Consider the following 17740-nt stretch of genomic DNA (forward strand, 5'->3'; position numbering starts at 1 on the left):
CCGCTGTTTCTCAACCCGCCTCTATCACCCTTCCCCTGAGGAGCCGCGCCAAGGCGCGGCGTCTCGAAGGGCTCTGAAAACAGGGACAATCCCGAAAATATCAGACCGGCTTCCGGGACGGCGTAAGCTCGTCCCTGTTCGCCGTCATGCGAGGGGCTTCGGATCCGGTCGCCCGAGGGACGGAGTGAACGCGGTTCCCGGGATACGGGGCTCTCTGACCAGAGGGCCAACCGTCCCGGCGCACCGCCAGGCGCCAGTCTGAGGCTGAAATGCCCTGGCTATTAAGACTCTGGCGGCAGCGGATGGAGAGGCCGGTCGAGGCGACTCCCGCCCTCCGCAAAAGAACCGCGCGGCGCGTCTCTTTGTGGGCGCGAAACATACAAACACACGGTAACCGGCGTCCCGAAAGACGCGCCGCGCCACCCTTGCCCTCTGACTTGATCAGAGGGGTCGTGTTTCTTCCCTAACCTCTGCGGCGAACGCGCCGTGGAGCCAAACGCGTAACCGAAAACACCAAACAAACCCATCATCCTCCGACGGACCCCGGCCTTGAGCCGGGGGAAGATCGGAGGACCCAGTTGAAGTCTTTGCGCCTCACGTTCCCTGGGTCCTCCGGTCAAGCCGGAGGATGACGGTGAAGAGAGGTGGAGAATGAAAGAGAAAACCCTCGCCCCCTTAATGGGGGTAGAGGACAATGACGTCCCAAAGGCCGAAGGGCTTTGGCTGACGGAATGGGAGAGGGGGTGGCTTCAGAATTATCACCAAATCCGGAGAGGTCCCCCTCTCCCTTTCGCGCAAAGCCAAGCCGCTAACGCGCCTTGGGCGCTCAAAACCCTCTCCCCCTCGCGGGGGTGAGAGAAGACAGGAACTACCCCGCCTCCGGCTTGAGGATGTCCCGCAATGTCGTCGCCAGCGCCTCGGCGTCGGCGTCCCAGACGGAGCCGCCGCGCCAGACCACGCCCACCTGTCGCCCCATCAGGGGGGCGTCGAAGCCGCGGCAGGCGACGCGGTCATGGGCGATGGCGCCGGCATCCATCATCAGGCGGGGGGCCAGCGTCACGCCGTATCCCGCGGCGACCATCTCCAGCAGGGTCTGCAGGCTGGTCGCCCCGAACTCCCGCGACTTGGCCGCGTCCGGGGTCTTGCAGGCGGCCAGCGCGTGCTCCCGCAGGCAGTGCCCGTCCTCCAGCAACAGCAGCTCCCCGGTGGGCACGTCGGAGGGTTTCAGCGTCTTGCGGTCCAGCAGCTTGTGGCCGCACGGCGCGACCAGCAGGAATTCGTCATCGAAGGCCGCCAGCGTCTTCAGGCCCGGCGTCTCGAAGGGCAGCGCGATAATCGCCAGGTCCAGCCGCCGGTCGGCGAGGCCGTCCAGAAGGCGCGTGGTGATGTCTTCTTTCAGGCGCAGCTCCAGCTCCGGAAAGCGCGTCTTCAGTTCCGGCAGCGCGCGGGGCAGCAGGTACGGCGCAATGGACGGGATGACGCCCAGACGCAGCGGTCCGGTCATCGGCTCCCCGCTCTCCCGCGCCGACAGGACCAGGTCCTCGGCGTCGGCCAGGATGCGGCGCGCGCGGTCCAGGGCGGACTCCCCGGCCGGGGTCAGCGTGGCGCCCCGGGGGCCGCGCTCGAACAACACCGCGCCGGTCAGGTTCTCCAGCTCCTTGATCGCGGCCGAAAGCGCGGGCTGGGTGACGCCGGAACGCTCCGCCGCCTCGCGGAACGAGCCGGTCTCGGCCAGCGCAACGAAAAAACTCAACTGGCGCAGGGTGGGCGGATGGATGACAGACATAAGCTCAGATTATCAAAATTCTGACCTCTATCAATCCAATCGCTCACCCGATGCTGCGCCGCCGCATAAGGCCAGCTTACCCGGCGGATCAATATTATAAATTATCTCGATGCCCGGCCGCGTGGTAATTTGGGAGCGTTCAAAAAATAAAACTGGATCAGGGAGCTTTAAACATGGACGCGAAGGTCGACGATAAAATCGCCCGCTGCCCGGTAATGCACACCAATTCGGGCGGTGGACCTTCCAATCGCCACTGGTGGCCGGACCAGCTTGATCTCAGCATTCTGCATCAGAATTCGCCGCTCGGCGATCCGATGGACGAATCCTTCAACTATGCGGAAGCCTTCAAGTCGCTGGACCTGAAAGCGGTCAAGCAGGACATCTTCAACGTGCTGACCGACTCCCAGGAATGGTGGCCGGCCGATTACGGCCATTATGGCCCCTTCATGATCCGCATGGCCTGGCACAGCGCCGGCACCTATCGCATCGGCGACGGCCGCGGCGGCTCGTCCTCCGGCTCGCAGCGTTTCGCCCCGCTCAATTCCTGGCCGGACAACGCCAATCTGGACAAGGCGCGCCGCCTGCTGTGGCCGGTGAAGAAGAAATACGGCAACAAGATTTCCTGGGCCGACCTGATGATCCTGACCGGCAATTGCGCGCTGGAGTCGATGGGCTTCAAGACGTTCGGCTTCGGCGGCGGCCGCGAGGACGTGTGGGAGCCCGAACAGGAAATCTACTGGGGCACGGAAGAGGAATGGCTGGCCACGTCCGACAAGCCGGGCAGCCGTTATTCCGGCGAGCGTGTTCTGGAAAACCCGCTGGCCGCGGTGCAGATGGGCCTGATCTACGTCAATCCGGAAGGCCCGGACGGCGAACCGGACCCGCAGAAGGCCGCGCACGATATCCGCGAGACCTTCAAGCGCATGGCCATGAATGACGAGGAAACCGTCGCGCTGATCGCCGGCGGCCACGAATTCGGCAAATGCCACGGCGCGGGCGACGCCTCGCTGGTGGGCGCGGAGCCGGAAGGCGCCGACATCGCCGAACAGGGGCTGGGCTGGACCAGCAAGCATGAGAGCGGCAAGGGCGGCCACACCATTACCAGCGGCATCGAAGGCCCGTGGACCAACACGCCCACGCGCTGGAACAACGACTTTTTCCGCCTGCTGTTCGACTATGATTACGAGCTGACCAAGAGCCCGGCCGGCGCGTATCAATGGGCGCCCAAGGGCGAGAAGCCGGAAGACCACGCCCCGAACGCGCATGAGACGGACAAAACCGTCCCGACCATGATGCTCACCACCGATCTGGCGCTGAAGATCGACCCGGACTACGAGAAAATCTCGCGCCGCTTCTATGAGAACCCTGACCAGCTTGCCGACGCCTTTGCGCGCGCCTGGTACAAGCTGACCCATCGCGACATGGGCCCGGTCGTCCGCTATCTGGGCGAGGAAGTGCCGCAGGAGGAACTGCTCTGGCAGGACCCCGTCCCGGCCCGCGATTATGAACTGATCGACGCGCAGGACCTCAAGGCGCTGAAAGGCAAGATCCTGGACTCCGGTCTGTCGGTTTCAGAACTGGTCTCCACCGCCTGGGCCTCCGCCTCCACCTTCCGCGGATCGGACAAGCGCGGCGGCGCCAATGGCGCCCGCGTTCGCCTCGCCCCGCAAAAGGACTGGGAGGTGAACCGCCCCGATCAGCTCGCGAAAGTCCTCGACAAGCTCGAATCCGTTCGCTCGGACTTCAACGGTTCGCTCTCGGGCGGCAAGAAGGTCTCCATGGCCGACATGATCGTCATTGGCGGCGCCGCGGCGGTCGAGAAAGCCGCAAAGGATGGCGGCCATGAGGTCGAGGTTCCGGTCACGCTGGGCCGCACCGACTCCTCGCAGGAGCAGACCGACATCGAGGCGTTCGAGCCGCTGGAGCCCAAGGCGGACGGGTTCCGCAACTATGTCCATGGCGACATCACGGTCCCGGCCGAGCAGATTCTTCTCGACCGGGCGCAGCTCCTCACCCTCACCGCGCCGGAGATGACGGTGCTGGTCGGCGGAATGCGCGTTCTGGGAACCAATGCAGACGGCGAGAAGCACGGCGTCTTCACGGACCGCCCCGGAACCCTGACCAATGACTTCTTCGTCAATCTGATCGACATGGGCACGGCGTGGAAAGCCGACGCGGACAACGAGCATCTGTTCATCGGCACGGACCGCGCGAGCGAGCAGAAGAAATGGACCGCCAGCCGCGCCGATCTGGTGTTCGGCTCCAACTCCCAGCTCCGCGCGCTTTCGGAGGTCTATGCCCAGGACGACTCGAAAGAGAAGTTCGTGACGGACTTCGTGAAAGCCTGGAACAAGGTGATGAACGCCGACCGTTTCGACATCAACTGAGCCTCTTCCCCGACGCTCAGAGAGGCCCGTTAAAGCGGGCCTCTTTTTTTGCCGAAATCCATAAGAAAAATTTATCGCAGTCACTATGGAGATCGATTTGGAATTTTGTGCGTTGCACCCATATAGGTTGTGCGTCGCGGCGCAGAGCGTTGCGGCCACGAGTTTTCATCTATGACCGAGAGGAACGATTTATGTTGGGTGTTGGAGAGAAGCTCCCCGAATTTGAAGTTGTCGGCGTGAAGCCGAAATTCATGAAGCACGAGGAAAACGGCGAGTCGGCGTTCGAACCGATCACCGAAAAGAGCTTCGAAGGCAAATGGAAGATCATCTTCTTCTATCCGAAGGATTTCACCTTCGTGTGCCCGACCGAGATCGCCGAATTTGGCCGTCTGGCCGGTGAATTTGAAGACCGCGACGCGGTCGTCATGGGCGGCTCGGCCGACAACGAATTCGTCAAGCTGGCCTGGCGCCGCGACCATTCGGATCTGAACGAGCATCCGGCCTGGTCCTTCGCCGATACGACGGGCTCGCTGATCGATGCGCTGGGCATCCGTTCCGAAGAAGGCGTTCCGCTGCGCGCGACCTATGTCGTCGACCCGCACAACGTCGTTCAGCACGTCTATGTGAACAACCTGAACGTCGGCCGGAACCCGCAGGACACGCTGCGTGTTCTGGACGCCCTGCAGACGGACGAGCTGTGCCCCTGCAACCGTGAAGTCGGCGGCGACACGCTGGCGGCTTAAGCCTTCACAGGCTGACCTGAATTGGAGGCGGGCCCTTACAGTCCCGCGGCATCCCTCCCCCGCCGAATTCCCCCCACGGAACGGGACGGGGCCCGCCTTCAAGCTTTTCATTTCAAAGAATAAATTTTCCCAAGGAGACCGCGATGTCCCTCGAAGACCTGCGTGGCGAACTGCCCGCCTACGCGAAAGACCTGAAACTGAACCTGGGATCTCTCGCCAATGAGACGGTCCTCGACGACCAGAAGAAATGGGGCGCGTACCTCGCCGCCGCTCACGGCGCCGCCAACCCGGCGGTCGTCAAGGCGATCGAGGCGGAAGTGGCCGACAAGCTGTCCGAGGAAGCGGCCGAGGCCGCCCGGGCCGCGGCGGCGATCATGGGCATGAACAATGTCTATTACCGCTTCACGCACCTGGCCTCGAACAAGGACTACCGGAACCTGCCGGCCAAGCTGCGGATGAACATCATCGGCAAGCCGGGCGTCGACAAGGCGGATTTCGAGCTGTGGTCGCTGGCCGTCAGCGCCATCAATGGCTGCGGCATGTGCGTCGACTCGCACGAGGCCGAGCTGAAAAAGGCCGGCGTGACGACCGAGCAGATCCAGGCCGCGGTCCGCATCGCCTCCGTGGTCAACGCCGTCTCCAAGGTCATGCAGGCCGAAGAAGGCCGCTAGAGCCCTCTCACAGCACCTGCACGGACGCCGGCTGCGGCGGCGTCATTCAACCCGGCGCGCTCTTCCCCCCGGAGAGCGCGCCATTTTTTTGCGCGCGCCGCGCCAATTGACGCCGCGCCGCTTGCGGGTAAGTCTCCGTCCCGAAAAGACAAATCATATCCGGGGGAGCGCGGGGACATGAGCGACCAGCAAGATGGCGGCGAAGCGGCTGACAAGAAAGGCGGATTTCTCCGCGGCTATTTCCAGATGACGCTGTGGAAGCGCGTCCTGATCGGCCCGGTGCTGGGCGTCGCGGCGGGCCTGATCCTGCGCGCCGCCTTCGGGCCGGATGCGGCCTCGGCTTTCGCCACCACCTGGATCAAGCCGTTCGGCGATCTGTTCATCCAGCTGATCCGGATGCTGATCGTTCCGCTGATCTTCACCACGCTGGCCGCCGGCGTCATGGCCATCGGCCACCCCTCCAAGCTCGGCTCCATCGGCGCGAAGGCCATCGGGCTCTACATGATCACCACGCTGTTCGCGGTGACCATCGGCATTTTCATGGGCGCGATCTTCCGCCCCGGTGCGGGCGTCGATTTCACAGGCGTCACGCCCAATGAAATCGCGACCGACGCGCCGACCATGGTCGAACGCCTGATCGCCATTGTCCCGGCCAACCCGTTCAGCGCGCTGGCCAGCGGCGACATTCTGGCGGTGATCTTCTTCGCCATTCTGGTTGGCGTCGCCATCCTGATGCTGCGCGACAAGGGCAAGGCCGTGGGCGACGTCATCCAGGGCGGCGCCGACATCATGATGGCGATCACCGGCTGGGTGATGGAACTGGCGCCGATCGGCGTGTTCGCCCTGATCACCTGGGTCACCGCCGACAAGGGGCTGGCGACCTTCACCTCCGTCGCGCTGCTGGCGGCGGCGGTCTATCTGGGCTGCATCCTGCACATCGTGCTGGTCTATGGGGGGCTGGTGCGCTTCGTGCTGGGCCTGCCGGCAGTGCGTTTCTTCCGCGGCATCTTCGACGCGCAGGCCGTGGCCTATTCCACGTCCTCCTCCTCCGCCACGCTGCCGGTCACCATTTCCAACGCCCGCAAGAATCTGGGCATTGATCCGGCGGTCGCCGGCTCCGTCCTGCCGCTGGGCGCGACGGTGAACATGGACGGCACCTCGCTCTATCTGGGCGTGCTGGCGCTGTTCGCGGCGCAGGCTTTCGGCATCGACCTGTCCATGGCGGATTATTTCATCATCGCCCTGACCGCGACGCTGACCTCCATCGGCACGGCGGGCATCCCGTCCGCCTCCCTCTTCCTGCTGGCGACCGTGCTTGGCGCCATCGGGGCGACGCCGGAACAGACCGCCCTGATGGTCGGCTTCCTGCTGCCCTTCGACCGGCCGCTGGACATGATGCGCACGCTGACCAACGTCACCGGCGACGCCGCCGTGGCGACCGCGGTCGCCAAGAGCGAAGACGAAATGGACGAGGAAATCTTCCGGAAAGTGACGGTCGTCTAGGCCGCCGCCGACCGGCTAGATCTGGATGCCGCAGCGGCGGGCGACAATTTCCGGCGCCATCATGGGCGGGCCGATATTCAGGGCCTCCGCCTCATGCACCAGGGCGGCGATGGCCGCGTTGATCGGGGCGCGGCGGCCCGCGGCCTCAGCCATGCGGGCAATCTCGCCCTGAAGGTCCTCGATCTCGGTCTCCCGCCCGCGGCGCAGATCATCCTGCATGGAGGACGTGGCTTTCGGGTCGATCCGGTTCATGCGGCGTATCAGCGGAATGAAAATCCAGTTCGGCTGGCTGAGCAGGACCGGCATGAAGAGCGGATTGAGCGGGCCGACCTTTCCGAAGGGCCGCTTGGATGCGCGGGCGACCTCTATCGCCTCCGCCATGCACGCCGCTGACAGGGCGCGCCAGCGCCAGTCGGCCATCTGCACGGCCAGAGGCAGGCCGGACAAGGCATTGATGGCGTTGTTCAGATTGATCAGCAGCTTGGAGAACTGGATCTTGTCCATGTCGGGCCGCGTCTGGACGGGAAGCCCCGGCGCGGTCAGGCGCGCGGCCAGCGCATCGCCCGGCGCGGCCTGCATGATCAGCGGGCCCTGCGTGGTGCGGGTGGCGGTTACCGGCGCATCCGCGTCCAGCACCACATTATAGGGCACCATGCCCGCACGGACATCGAGACCGGGCAGCGCCTCACGGAGCCGCGCGGCGTTGCGCACACCGTTCTGGAAACTGACCACGGCGCGGGCATTGGGCGCGCGATGGGCGATTTGCGCGGCCATGTCGGCGGTGTCCTTGCTCTTCACCGTCACCAGGATCAGGTCCGCCCCCGCGAAGGCGGCGTCCAGATCAGACGTCGCCTCGAAATCGTCCGGGGAGACATGTTGTTCAAAACCGTCCGCATCGCTGACCGTCAGCCCGTCTTTCCAGAGCGCCTGAACGATGCGGGAGCGCGCCAGAAAACTGACCTCATGTCCCGCGGCCGCCAGCCGTCCGCCGATATAAAGCCCGATGGCGCCGGCCCCCGCGATGGCGATTTTGGAATTCTTCTGCGTCATGAATCAGAGACTTCCGCAATCTGGCCGGAAGCGCAACGCGAACTAGATCCTGTCCCGCCAAAGTCCGGCCAGAGGGAGACCCGTCCATGTCCGCCGCCTTACGCATCGCTTTCGCCATTCTTGCGCTCGGCCTTGTCGTGCTGATCCTCATCGCCTTGCCGGGCGGCGACGGCGGCGCGGCGATCAATTTCCTCACCGCCACGCCGTGGGGGCAGGTGACCACGGCCGACCTCTATATCGGCTTCATCCTGTCCGGCGCGCTGGTCATCGCGTTCGAGCGGAATGTGCCGGGCGTCGTGCTGGCCGTGGCGATATTATTGCTTGGGAACGTGGTTACGGCGTTATGGTTTGCCTGGCGCTGGCCCGAACTTGCAAAATTGATTTTGAATCGGCGCGCAGCGCGTTAAACCTCGTGCGTGCCTGAACTTGCAGATTTTCTATCCCTGATATCCGGCGCGCTGGTCGGTCTGGTCCTTGGCCTGATCGGCGGGGGCGGGTCGATCCTGGCCGTGCCGCTGATGGTCTATGTCGTCGGCGTGGACGATCCGCACGTGGCCATCGGCACCAGCGCGGCGGCGGTGGGCGCGACCGCGTTCGCCAACATGATCCATCACTGGCGGCTGGGCACGGTGAAATGGGGGTGCGCGCTGGCATTCGCCGCGTCCGGCGTGGCGGGGGCCATGGGCGGGTCGACTCTGGGCAAGATGACGGACGGGGAGGCGCTGCTTTCCCTGTTCGGGGTCGCCATGATCGCCGTGGGGCTGGCCATGCTGCGCAAGCGCAAGGGCGGCGAGGATGCGGGCGTGTATCTGTGCCGCGATACGGCGGGACGGCTCCTGCCCCGGCTGATCGCCTCGGGCCTTCTGGTCGGGGCGCTGTCCGGATTTTTCGGGATTGGCGGCGGATTCCTGGTGGTGCCGGGGCTGGTCGCATCCACCGCCATGCCGATCCTGAACGCGGTCGGCTCATCGCTGGTCTCGGTCACCGCGTTTGGCTCCACAACGGCGGCGAATTATGCGCTGGACGGGCTGGTGGACTGGCGCATCGCGGGGCTGTTCGTTCTGGGCGGCATGATTGGCGGCCTTGGCGGGGCCTTGCTGGCGCGGCGGCTGGGCCAGGGCAAGGAGACGCTGAAGCGGATTTTCTCCGCCGTGGTCATCGGCGTCGGCCTGTTCGTGGCCGGGCACGGGGCCAGCGCCTTCATCTAGGGCAGCCGCGCCGTCTGATTGACTCTTTCTCCACAGGCGCTTATTTGCGCCCGTAATCACGAAGGCTCCAAACCTTCGTCTTGACCGGCGCTGGACGCCGGCGAGGCCCCCCGCTCGGCGAAGGTTCGCTCAGCGGGGCGCTACCGGTTTGGGCCATCGTTGCGAAATGAAGCGGCGTAACGGGCAAGCATGTTTGATGCATTAAGCGATCGGCTCCAGGGCGTATTCGACTCCCTCACCGGCAAGGGCTCCCTGTCTGAAAAGGACGTGGACGCGGCCCTGCGCGAGGTGCGCGTCGCCCTGCTGGAGGCCGATGTCGCCCTGCCCGTGGTCAAGGATTTCGTGGCCCGCGTGCGGGAGAAAGCGGTCGGCGAAGATGTCATCCGCTCCGTCTCGCCCGGCCAGCAGGTCGTCAAGATTGTCCATGACGCGCTGACCGAAGTTCTGGCCGGGGACGATCCCGCGCCGGAGCTGAACCTTCGCGCCACGCCGCCGGTCGCCATCATGATGGCCGGCCTGCAGGGCACGGGCAAAACCACGACGGCGGGCAAGATCGCCCTGCGCCTGAAGGAGAAGGACAAGAAGAAAGTCCTTCTCGCCTCGCTGGACACCCGCCGCCCCGCCGCCATGGAGCAGCTGCAGCAGCTGGCCGAGCGCGCGGGCGTGGCCTTCCTGCCCATAGTGCAGGGCCAGTCCGCGACGGAAATCGCCAAGCGCGCCATGAACGCCGGCAAGCTGGGCGGCCATGACGTGGTCATCCTGGACACGGCGGGCCGCACCACGGTCGATGAAGACCTGATGGGCGAAGCGGCGGAAATTGCCCGCATCGCCAATCCCGCCGAGACCCTGCTGGTCGCCGACGCCCTGACCGGTCAGGACGCAGTGGAGACCGCCAAGCGCTTCAATGAAAGCCTGCCGCTGACCGGCCTGGTTCTGACCCGGATCGATGGCGACAGCCGCGGCGGCGCGGCGCTTTCCATGCGCTCCGTCACCGGCCTGCCGATCAAGTTCCTGGGCGCGGGCGAGAAGCTGGACGCGCTGCAGGCCTTCGACGCGCGCCGTCTGGCGGGCCGGATCCTGGGCCAGGGCGACGTGGTCGAGCTGGTCGAGAAAGCCTCCGAGCAGGTCGATCAGGAAGAGGCCGAAAAGCTCGCCAAGAAAATGAAGAAAGGCCAGTTCGACATGGACGATCTGGCCAATCAGCTGCGCCAGCTTCAGAAGATGGGCGGACTTGGCGGCGTCATGGGTCTGCTGCCCGGCATGGGCAAAATGAAGAAACAGATGGCCGGGATGGAAATGGACGATTCCATCCTGAAGCGTCAGGAGGCCATCATATCCTCCATGACGCGGGAAGAACGCGCCAAACCGATCATCATCAAGGCCTCCCGCAAGAAGCGCATCGCGGCAGGCTCCGGCGTGGCGGTGCCCGAGGTCAACAAGCTGATCAAGATGCACCGCCAGATGGCCGACATGATGAAGAAGGCCGGCAAGGGCGGCATGAAGGGCATGATGAACGCCATGGGCGGCATGGGCGGCGGAATGCCCGGCGGCATGGACCCGAACAAGCTGAAAGCCCTGGGCGCCGGCAAGGCCGCCAAGGGCGAGGGCCTGCCCGGACTGCCCGGCGAGGGCGGCCAGATGCCGGGCCTGGGCGGCATGCCGCTCGGCCCCGACGGCCTGCCCATCGGCATGCCGAAGGACGGCAAGAAATGATCGCCCTGACCCTCATCCCGATGATCGCCGCGCTGGGCCTGCAGGCGGCGGATGCTGTGCCGGCGGAGGAGCCGGAATGGGTGGAGCGCTCTGCGCTGCAATATCCGTGGGGCGCGGCAGAAAACGATGTCGTCGCGCGATGCAGCATCACGCTCGATATTCGCCCGGATGGATCGACAACCAATATGTGCGGCGACTGCAACACAGCCTCGCCGCACGACCACGTGAAACCCGGGCGCTACGAGAGTTCGTTTGTGCGTGCGTCACTCGAGGCCGCGCGCGAATGGCGGTTCAAGACGACCGATAACGGTTTCGAGGCGCATAATCAGACTTTCGACTTCAATCTGGCTCATCTGAGCCCGGACGTGCTGGCCTCGGTCGAGACGCCGGTGGCGCCGGTTTGCGATTGAGGGGATGAGTCTTGATCCGCACCTTCCTCATACTCGCCCTACTAGCCCCCACCGCCGCGCAGGCGCAGGATGCGACGCCAATCAATAGTTATACCGTCACCTACCCGGCGATGGCGCATCGGCTCGGGGTTAGCGCGCGCTGCGCCATGACGTTTGACGTGAACGCTGAGGGAACGACCGAAAACATTTGCGGCGTCTGCAATACCGACGCGCCCGCGCGGGGCGAGATCGCCCAGACGATCGCCAATCTGTTCGTCAATGAATCCGTCACGACGATCCGGACATGGGAATACGCCAAGGGTTCGCCGAGGAAGAGCGTCGAGACGACCCTCAACTATCAGCTGGCCGACGAGGAAGGTTCCGTCTCTGGGGAGATCGACGAACCAGCGCCGCCGGTCTGCAACGCGGGAGAAATCTCATGAGTTTGCGGGCCGTAATCATACTGCTTGCGCTTGCCGCCTGGGGGTGCGCGTCCGACACAGGCGAAAAACGCGTTGCGCGCGATTATCCCGCCGCCGCCGCGCCGCAGGGCGTGACCGCGATCTGCGATCTGGTGTTCGACGTGCGCGCAAACGGCTCGACAGAAAATATCTGTGCGGCCTGTTCGACCACCGCGCCCGCGAACCCGGCCATGAAAGCCGCCTTCGAGAGAAGCGCGAAAAGGACGCTGAAAGGGTGGAAATATTCCGCACCGGACGGCGCGCGGAAAGATGTGGGCACCCAGCTTACTTATGGCATGGCGACCGATAGCGGTGAGCCGCTCCCGCTGCCCGAACCGCCCTCCAACAAGACATGCAGACCGTCTCAAACAACTGAAAACTAACCGCAATCCAAGCTAAGCAAGGAAAACAAAAATGGCTCTGAAAATCAGGCTCGCCCGTGCGGGCGCCAAGAAACGCCCCTATTACAAGATCGTTGTCGCCGACAGCCGCATGCCGCGCGACGGCCGCTTCATCGAGCAGGTGGGCCGCTATGACCCGCTGCGCGCCAAGGACGACGAGACCCGCGTCACCATGGACCTGGAAAAGGTCGGCGAGTGGATGAAGAAGGGCGCGCAGCCGACCGACCGCGTCGCCCGCTTCCTGGGGGCCGCCGGCGTGATCGAGTGGAAGCACGGCGACAACCCGAACAAGGGCAAGCCGGGCGCCAAGGCGCAGGAACGCGCCCAGGAGCGCGCCGACAAGGAAGAGGCCCGCAAGGCCGCCGAGGAAGAAGCCAAGAACGCCCCGGCGGAAGAGGCCGAAGCCCCGTCTGAAGACGCCGAAGCGCCGAAAGACGTGGATTCCGACGCCGAAGCCGATACGGACGGCAAGACGGACGAGCCCGTCGAGGAAACCTCTGAAACCGGTGAAGCCCCCGTCGAGGGCGCGGCCGGCGAAGAAGAAAAGCAGGCCGGCTAGTCACGGCCCCATGCCCGCCCTCTGCACGGGGGCGGGCGGCTTTTCCCCGTGTCCGCGCCCGCCGATACGCGCATGGTCTGCGTCGCCGCGATCCGCGGCGCGTTTGGCGTGCGCGGGGAAATCCGCATCGAGTCCTTCACCGGGGACTCCGAAGACTGTTTTGCGTACGGCCCGCTTCTGGATGAGGCGGGCCGTACGATTCTGACGGTCACCAGCCACCGGCCGATGAAGAAGGGCTGGGCGGCGAAGGCCGAGGAAGTCGCCACGCGCGAAGACGCCGAGGCGATGAAGGGGACGCTCCTCCACGTCCCGCGGGACGCGATGCCCGAGACGGACGAGGACGAGTTCTATCTCAGCGACCTTGAGGGCCTGGCCGTGCGCCATGCCGACGGGCGCGAGATGGGCGTGATCAAGCGCGTCGCCGATTTCGGCGGCGGCGACCTGCTGGAGATCAAGGGGACGGGGCCGAGCTGGTTTCTGCCCTTCACGAAGGAATACGCCCCCACCGTCGATCTGGACGAAGGCGTTGTCTATATTGATCCGCCTGATGGGATGGTTCCGGAAGAATAACTGGCTGAAACTCGCCGCGCTGCTGGCGGCGGCAGGCCTTGTTTACGGGTTCGCGCTTTCCGGCGAATTCAACGAACGCAAGCGCACAGAATGCGCGGTGATCGAGGCTTTCCTTCTGGACGCCGTCGCCGCAAAGCGGGCTGGCATACCGCCGGCCGAACAGCTGGACGCCTATATCTTCGTCGATGCAACGCTCTCGCCGAATTCCTTTTTGAGGAAGATCGAAGGACGGAGCTACCGGCAGCGCGGCTATATGTACCGAACCAGCCGGAGTTTTTCGGGGCCTGAAGCGGTTATCGACTTCAGCGCCCTGCAGAGCGGTTTCGGGGCTTCCAGCCCCCTCGCCTGCGATCATCTTGGCGGTATATCACCCTATGTCCGCGAGTTGCGGCGGAGGAAGGGCGAGCTGACGCTGGATTATTTCAAGCGGGAACTGGGCGAACACGCCGTGTCGGAAGACGACCTGAAAAACCGGCCGCGAACCTACGGCTTTTCGCGGGTTGGGCTCGATCGGAAGCGCGAATTCGCGATGGTCTACGCCGAATCCAGTTGCGGCATCATGTGCGCCTATGGCGGCGTCTATTACATGCGGAAGAATAGCGAGGGCAGCTGGGAGCGTTACGGCTATAACGTGCTCTGGAACAGCTGACGCCTAGCGGCACTGCTCCGCCGGTTCGGCGAAGCGGTAGTTGAGGGCCATCAGGTAGGCCTCATTGCCGGCGATCGGGTGAATGAACGTCCCTTCGGGTTCGCGGCTGGCCGGGCCGGCGCCCAGCTGGCTCTCGGCATAATCGAACATCGCGTCCTTCAGGTGCAGGTTCAGCGTGTTCCAGACGATCAGGCACTGCCCCTCGCCCGCCGGCCGGGCATAGGCGCGGCGCGGGAACTGGCTGGAGATCAGGCGCGCTTCCGGCATGGCGGCGCGCAGGTTTCCGGCCAGGTGATAATCATTGGTCAGGATCGTGCCGCCGGCGAACCCGGCTTCCCTCAAATCCTGCGCCCAGGCGGCGACGGGTTGTTCGGTGCGGCATTCCGGCTGGCACGCCATCGGCTGGCCGATATCCAGCGCGACGCGATAGATCATGACGCCGGCGACCGAGACCGCGGCGAGCACGGCCAGCGCCGCGTCCCGGTTGGCCGAGGCCGCGCCGCCCAGCCGCGCGGACAGCATCAGGACCAGCGGCAACGGCGCGATCACCGAATAGAACCAGCGCGGCTTGAAATCCCCCGCCCCAAGCAGGAACACCCCGGCCAGCGCCAGTCCCGCCCCGGCCGCGACAGCGACCAGCAGGAGCCGCCGCCACGCGGCGCGCGATCCCTCCCGCTTTCCGCGCCGCAGGGTCTGCGGGAACAGGACCAGGAATACGGGCAGAAGCGGGCACGCGGCCAGGAACAGCGCCCAGATCAGACTGCCAGTCCCGGCGGCCCAGCCGACGAGAAAATTCTGCGGGTCCGCGCCCACGACATCGCTGGTCAGCGCCGCGAAGGAATGGCCGGACTGCGCGCTCCATCCCAGATAGGGCGCGACAATCAGCAGCCCCAGCAACAAAGACACGCCCAGCCGGATCGGGTTGATGCGGGCGCGCAAATAGGGCGTCAGGGCAAGGCCCAGCAGCAGGCCCGCCGGGGCCAGCAGGAAGGCGTATTTGGAAAGCGCGCCGAGCCCCAGCGTGGTGCCGAAATAGACCCAGTCGCTCCAGCCGCCGCGCTGCACCGCGCGCACGAAAGCGTGCAGATTGGCGAACACCAGCACGGTCATCAGCACCGAATGGGTCAGGTCGATATGGAAGCCGGCCGCCATCACGAAGACCAGCGCCAGTCCCGCCAGCGCCAGCGCCGCGTCCAGCCCGGAGGCGAGGATGCGCCGCGCCGCGAAATAAAAGGCCGACAGGCCGCCCGCCAGAAGAATGTATTTCACCGCGTGGAAGGACCAGCGATGCAGGCCGAACACATCCTCCACCCCGGCATAGATCCAGGTCATCAGCGGCGGGTGGCGGAAGCGGTAGCCCATGCGCCAGACTTCCGAGAGGAGGACCTGCTCGGCCTCGTCCAGCGTGTAAACCGGCGACAGGCCCAGCCGGATCAGATAGTGGATCAGGCAATAGGCGGCGATCATCAAAAGGATCGCCTTGGGCGCGATCAGGCGTCCGGCAAGCGCACGGCGGTCCATGAAGCCTACTCCCTGACCCGCCCGTAGCGGCCGCGCCGCACCAGCCACATCATGCCCAGCAGGTCCGCGATCCCGGCGCCCAGCCGGCCGAAGAAACCGTATTTGGAGACCCCGGCGCCCCGCGGCCGGTCATTCACCGGCGTCTCGATCACGGTGTATCCGGCGCGTTTGACGAGAGCTGGCAGGAAGCGGTGCATGCCGCCGAAATAGGCCAGATCCCGCGCCGCCTCCGCCTTGATCAGCTTGAAGCCGCAGCCCGTGTCGGTGGAATCGTCGCGCAGGGCGGCGCGGCGGATGCCGTTCGCCAGGCGGGAAGACAGCCATTTCACCCCGCCATCATTGCGCGTGCGCCGCCGCCCGGCGATCAGGCCCAGCTCCGGGTCCGCGCCGGGGGCGATGATCTCGTCCCACAGGCGGCGGGTGTCGGCGGGATCGTTCTGGCCGTCGCCGTCCAGCAACTGGATCCAGCGCCCACGCGCGGCCTTGAACCCGGTCCAGAGCGCCGCGCTCTTGCCTGCGCGGCGCTCATGCTGGAGGAGTTTTCCGTCCGCAATCTCCGCCAGCGCCGCGCGCGCCTCCTGCGCGCTGTCATCGGCGGACCCGTCATCGACATAGATCAGCTCGAAAGACGGCCCTCCCTCCAGAACCTGCGCGATCTCCCGCGTCAGTGCGGCGATGTTTCCCGCCTCGTTATAGAGCGGGACCAGCACGGTCAGGTCGGGGCGCGCGTCGGGCGGGGCGTCTTGCATGTATCGGCGATAGCCTGCGCCCTTGCGCCCGGTCAATCGCCAAGGATAAGGGAGACCATGGAAAAACCATGGACAGCCACCGTTCTGACGCTGTTTCCGGACCTCTTTCCGGGGGTGCTGGGGGGCAGTGTTATAGGAACTGCATTGAATCGGGGTCTGTGGCGGCTAGAGTCTGTGGACATCCGGGATTTTTCCAAGCATAAGCACCGATCTGTCGACGACACGCCGGCGGGAGGCGGGCCAGGAATGGTCTTCCGGCCCGAGGTTGCGGCGGCGGCGATAGATGCGGCGAGGTCTGATGACCGGCCGCTGGTTTATCTGAGCCCGCGGGGACAACGCTTCGATCAGTCCATGGCTAAGGACTGGGCGGGCGGTTCCGGCGTGGTTTTGTTTTGCGGGCGCTTCGAAGGTCTGGACGAACGGGTCATCGAAGCGCGCGACATGCTGGAGGTCAGCCTCGGCGATTTCGTGCTCGCCGGCGGTGAAGCGGCGGCGCAGGCGATGATCGAGTCCTGCGTCAGGCTTCTGCCGGGGGTGCTGGGAGAGGCCGGATCCGCCAGCGAAGAGAGTTTCGAGGACGGACTCCTTGAATATCCTCACTATACGCGTCCGCGCGTTTGGGAGGATCGGGAGATACCGGACGTGCTTTTGAGCGGGGATCACGGGGCAATCGCCCGGTGGCGCCGCGAAAAGGCGTTGGAATTGACGAAGGCGCGCCGCCCGGACCTTTTGGGCGGTCATGGCGCGAAGGAGGACGAGCGATGAATGTGATCGAGCAGCTCGAAAAAGAGGAAGCCGCGCGCGTTCTGGGCGGCAAGACCATCCCCGATTTTTCCGCCGGCGACACGGTGACGGTCGGCGTGTGGATCCGCGAAGGCGAACGCCAGCGCGTGCAGCGTTTCGAAGGCGTGTGCATCGCCCGTAACGGCGGCGGCCTGAACGAGAGCTTCACGGTCCGCAAGCTGTCCTTCGGCGAAGGCGTCGAGCGCGTCTTCCCGCTCTATTCCCCGATGATCGAATCCATCGAGGTGAAGCGGAAGGGCAAGGTTCGCCGCGCCAAGCTGTATTATCTGCGCAATCTGCGCGGCAAGAAGGCCCGGATCACCGAGCGTACGACCGGCCGCGCCGACAGCGAAGGCATCGTGGGCGAAGCCCCGGCCGCCGCGCCCGAGGAAACGGCCGCCAAATAGGCCGCGCCTCACAAGCGATTACAGAAAAGCCCGCCCGGTTCGCCGCGGCGGGCTTTTTGTTTTTAGCCCGCCGCGAACCGGAATGATCCCCTCTCCCTTGTGAAGGGGAGAGGGCTTGAGCGCCCAATCTTTGATTGGCTGCGCAAAAGGGTGAGGGGATGGGTTGAACCAGATTGCCTTGTCCTGCGAG

19 protein-coding genes are annotated in these 17740 nt (G+C 65.1%); 15 read left to right on the top strand and 4 right to left on the bottom strand.

Annotated elements, in window-relative coordinates; translation table 11 throughout:
* Nucleotides 1–868: 868 nt before the first annotated feature.
* Entirely contained in the window at nt 869–1786 is a 918-nt protein-coding gene (locus L338_RS12010) for a hydrogen peroxide-inducible genes activator (protein WP_022698638.1), read from the bottom strand.
* A 173-nt stretch (nt 1787–1959) separates the two neighbouring features.
* On the opposite strand from L338_RS12010, the gene katG reads away from it, so the two are divergent.
* From katG to L338_RS12030, 4 genes are all read left to right on the top strand, one after another.
* Complete coding sequence (gene katG, locus L338_RS12015) at nt 1960–4173, top strand: catalase/peroxidase HPI (protein WP_022698639.1); 2214 nt, start codon at nt 1960–1962, stop codon at nt 4171–4173.
* A gap of 191 nt (nt 4174–4364) precedes the next feature.
* A complete protein-coding gene (locus L338_RS12020; RefSeq protein ID WP_022698640.1) occupies nt 4365–4916 on the top strand; it encodes a peroxiredoxin in 552 nt (183 codons plus the stop codon).
* Nucleotides 4917–5059: 143 nt separating this feature from the next.
* Nucleotides 5060–5587, top strand: coding sequence for an alkylhydroperoxidase, AhpD family (ahpD, locus tag L338_RS12025; RefSeq protein ID WP_022698641.1), 528 nt, complete (start codon nt 5060–5062; stop codon nt 5585–5587).
* Nucleotides 5588–5764: 177 nt separating this feature from the next.
* Nucleotides 5765–7090, top strand: a complete 1326-nt coding sequence (locus L338_RS12030) for a dicarboxylate/amino acid:cation symporter (protein WP_022698642.1) — start codon at nt 5765–5767, stop codon at nt 7088–7090.
* A gap of 15 nt (nt 7091–7105) precedes the next feature.
* On the opposite strand, the gene L338_RS12035 is transcribed toward L338_RS12030, so the two are convergent.
* Complete coding sequence (locus L338_RS12035) at nt 7106–8140, bottom strand: 2-dehydropantoate 2-reductase (protein WP_022698643.1); 1035 nt, start codon at nt 8138–8140, stop codon at nt 7106–7108.
* A gap of 86 nt (nt 8141–8226) precedes the next feature.
* On the opposite strand from L338_RS12035, the gene L338_RS12040 reads away from it, so the two are divergent.
* From L338_RS12040 to L338_RS12080, 9 genes are all read left to right on the top strand, one after another.
* A complete protein-coding gene (locus L338_RS12040) occupies nt 8227–8547 on the top strand; it encodes a hypothetical protein (RefSeq protein ID WP_022698644.1) in 321 nt (106 codons plus the stop codon).
* A gap of 9 nt (nt 8548–8556) precedes the next feature.
* The gene (locus L338_RS12045) at nt 8557–9348 is read left to right on the top strand and encodes a sulfite exporter TauE/SafE family protein (protein ID WP_022698645.1); all 792 of its coding nucleotides are present in this window, start codon (nt 8557–8559) and stop codon (nt 9346–9348) included.
* Between the two features lie 189 nt (nt 9349–9537).
* Nucleotides 9538–11061 carry a signal recognition particle protein gene (gene ffh / locus L338_RS12050; protein WP_022698646.1) on the top strand — a complete coding sequence of 508 codons (1524 nt, stop codon included), beginning with the start codon at nt 9538–9540 and terminating at the stop codon, nt 11059–11061.
* Entirely contained in the window at nt 11058–11471 is a 414-nt protein-coding gene (locus tag L338_RS12055) for an energy transducer TonB (RefSeq protein WP_022698647.1), read from the top strand. The genes ffh and L338_RS12055 overlap by 4 nt, the downstream gene beginning before the upstream one ends.
* 11 nt (nt 11472–11482) lie before the next feature.
* The gene (locus L338_RS12060; protein ID WP_152485888.1) at nt 11483–11893 is read left to right on the top strand and encodes a hypothetical protein; all 411 of its coding nucleotides are present in this window, start codon (nt 11483–11485) and stop codon (nt 11891–11893) included.
* On the top strand, nt 11890–12294 hold the full coding sequence (locus L338_RS12065; protein ID WP_022698649.1) for an energy transducer TonB: 405 nt from the start codon (nt 11890–11892) through the stop codon (nt 12292–12294). The genes L338_RS12060 and L338_RS12065 overlap by 4 nt, the downstream gene beginning before the upstream one ends.
* Before the next feature lie 31 nt (nt 12295–12325).
* Nucleotides 12326–12871, top strand: coding sequence for a 30S ribosomal protein S16 (gene rpsP / locus L338_RS18120; RefSeq protein ID WP_022698650.1), 546 nt, complete (start codon nt 12326–12328; stop codon nt 12869–12871).
* A 48-nt stretch (nt 12872–12919) separates the two neighbouring features.
* Nucleotides 12920–13441: a ribosome maturation factor RimM gene (gene rimM, locus L338_RS12075; RefSeq protein ID WP_022698651.1), complete on the top strand. Its 522-nt coding sequence runs from the start codon at nt 12920–12922 to the stop codon at nt 13439–13441.
* Nucleotides 13407–14090, top strand: a complete 684-nt coding sequence (locus tag L338_RS12080; protein ID WP_152485889.1) for a hypothetical protein — start codon at nt 13407–13409, stop codon at nt 14088–14090. Before rimM ends, L338_RS12080 begins: the two co-directional genes overlap by 35 nt.
* Before the next feature lie 3 nt (nt 14091–14093).
* Here L338_RS12080 and L338_RS12085 read toward each other — a convergent pair whose 3' ends face one another.
* On the bottom strand, nt 14094–15611 hold the full coding sequence (locus L338_RS12085) for an ArnT family glycosyltransferase (protein WP_022698653.1): 1518 nt from the start codon (nt 15609–15611) through the stop codon (nt 14094–14096).
* 5 nt (nt 15612–15616) lie between these two features.
* Nucleotides 15617–16360, bottom strand: a complete 744-nt coding sequence (locus L338_RS12090; protein ID WP_022698654.1) for a glycosyltransferase family 2 protein — start codon at nt 16358–16360, stop codon at nt 15617–15619.
* Nucleotides 16361–16417: 57 nt separating this feature from the next.
* On the opposite strand from L338_RS12090, the gene trmD reads away from it, so the two are divergent.
* A complete protein-coding gene (gene trmD, locus L338_RS12095) occupies nt 16418–17125 on the top strand; it encodes a tRNA (guanosine(37)-N1)-methyltransferase TrmD (protein WP_022698655.1) in 708 nt (235 codons plus the stop codon).
* Entirely contained in the window at nt 17122–17550 is a 429-nt protein-coding gene (rplS, locus tag L338_RS12100) for a 50S ribosomal protein L19 (protein WP_027068506.1), read from the top strand. Before trmD ends, rplS begins: the two co-directional genes overlap by 4 nt.
* Nucleotides 17551–17740: the final 190 nt, after the last annotated feature.

Source organism: Euryhalocaulis caribicus, assembly GCF_000412185.1.
Taxonomy (GTDB): Bacteria; Pseudomonadota; Alphaproteobacteria; order Caulobacterales; family Maricaulaceae; genus Euryhalocaulis; species Euryhalocaulis caribicus.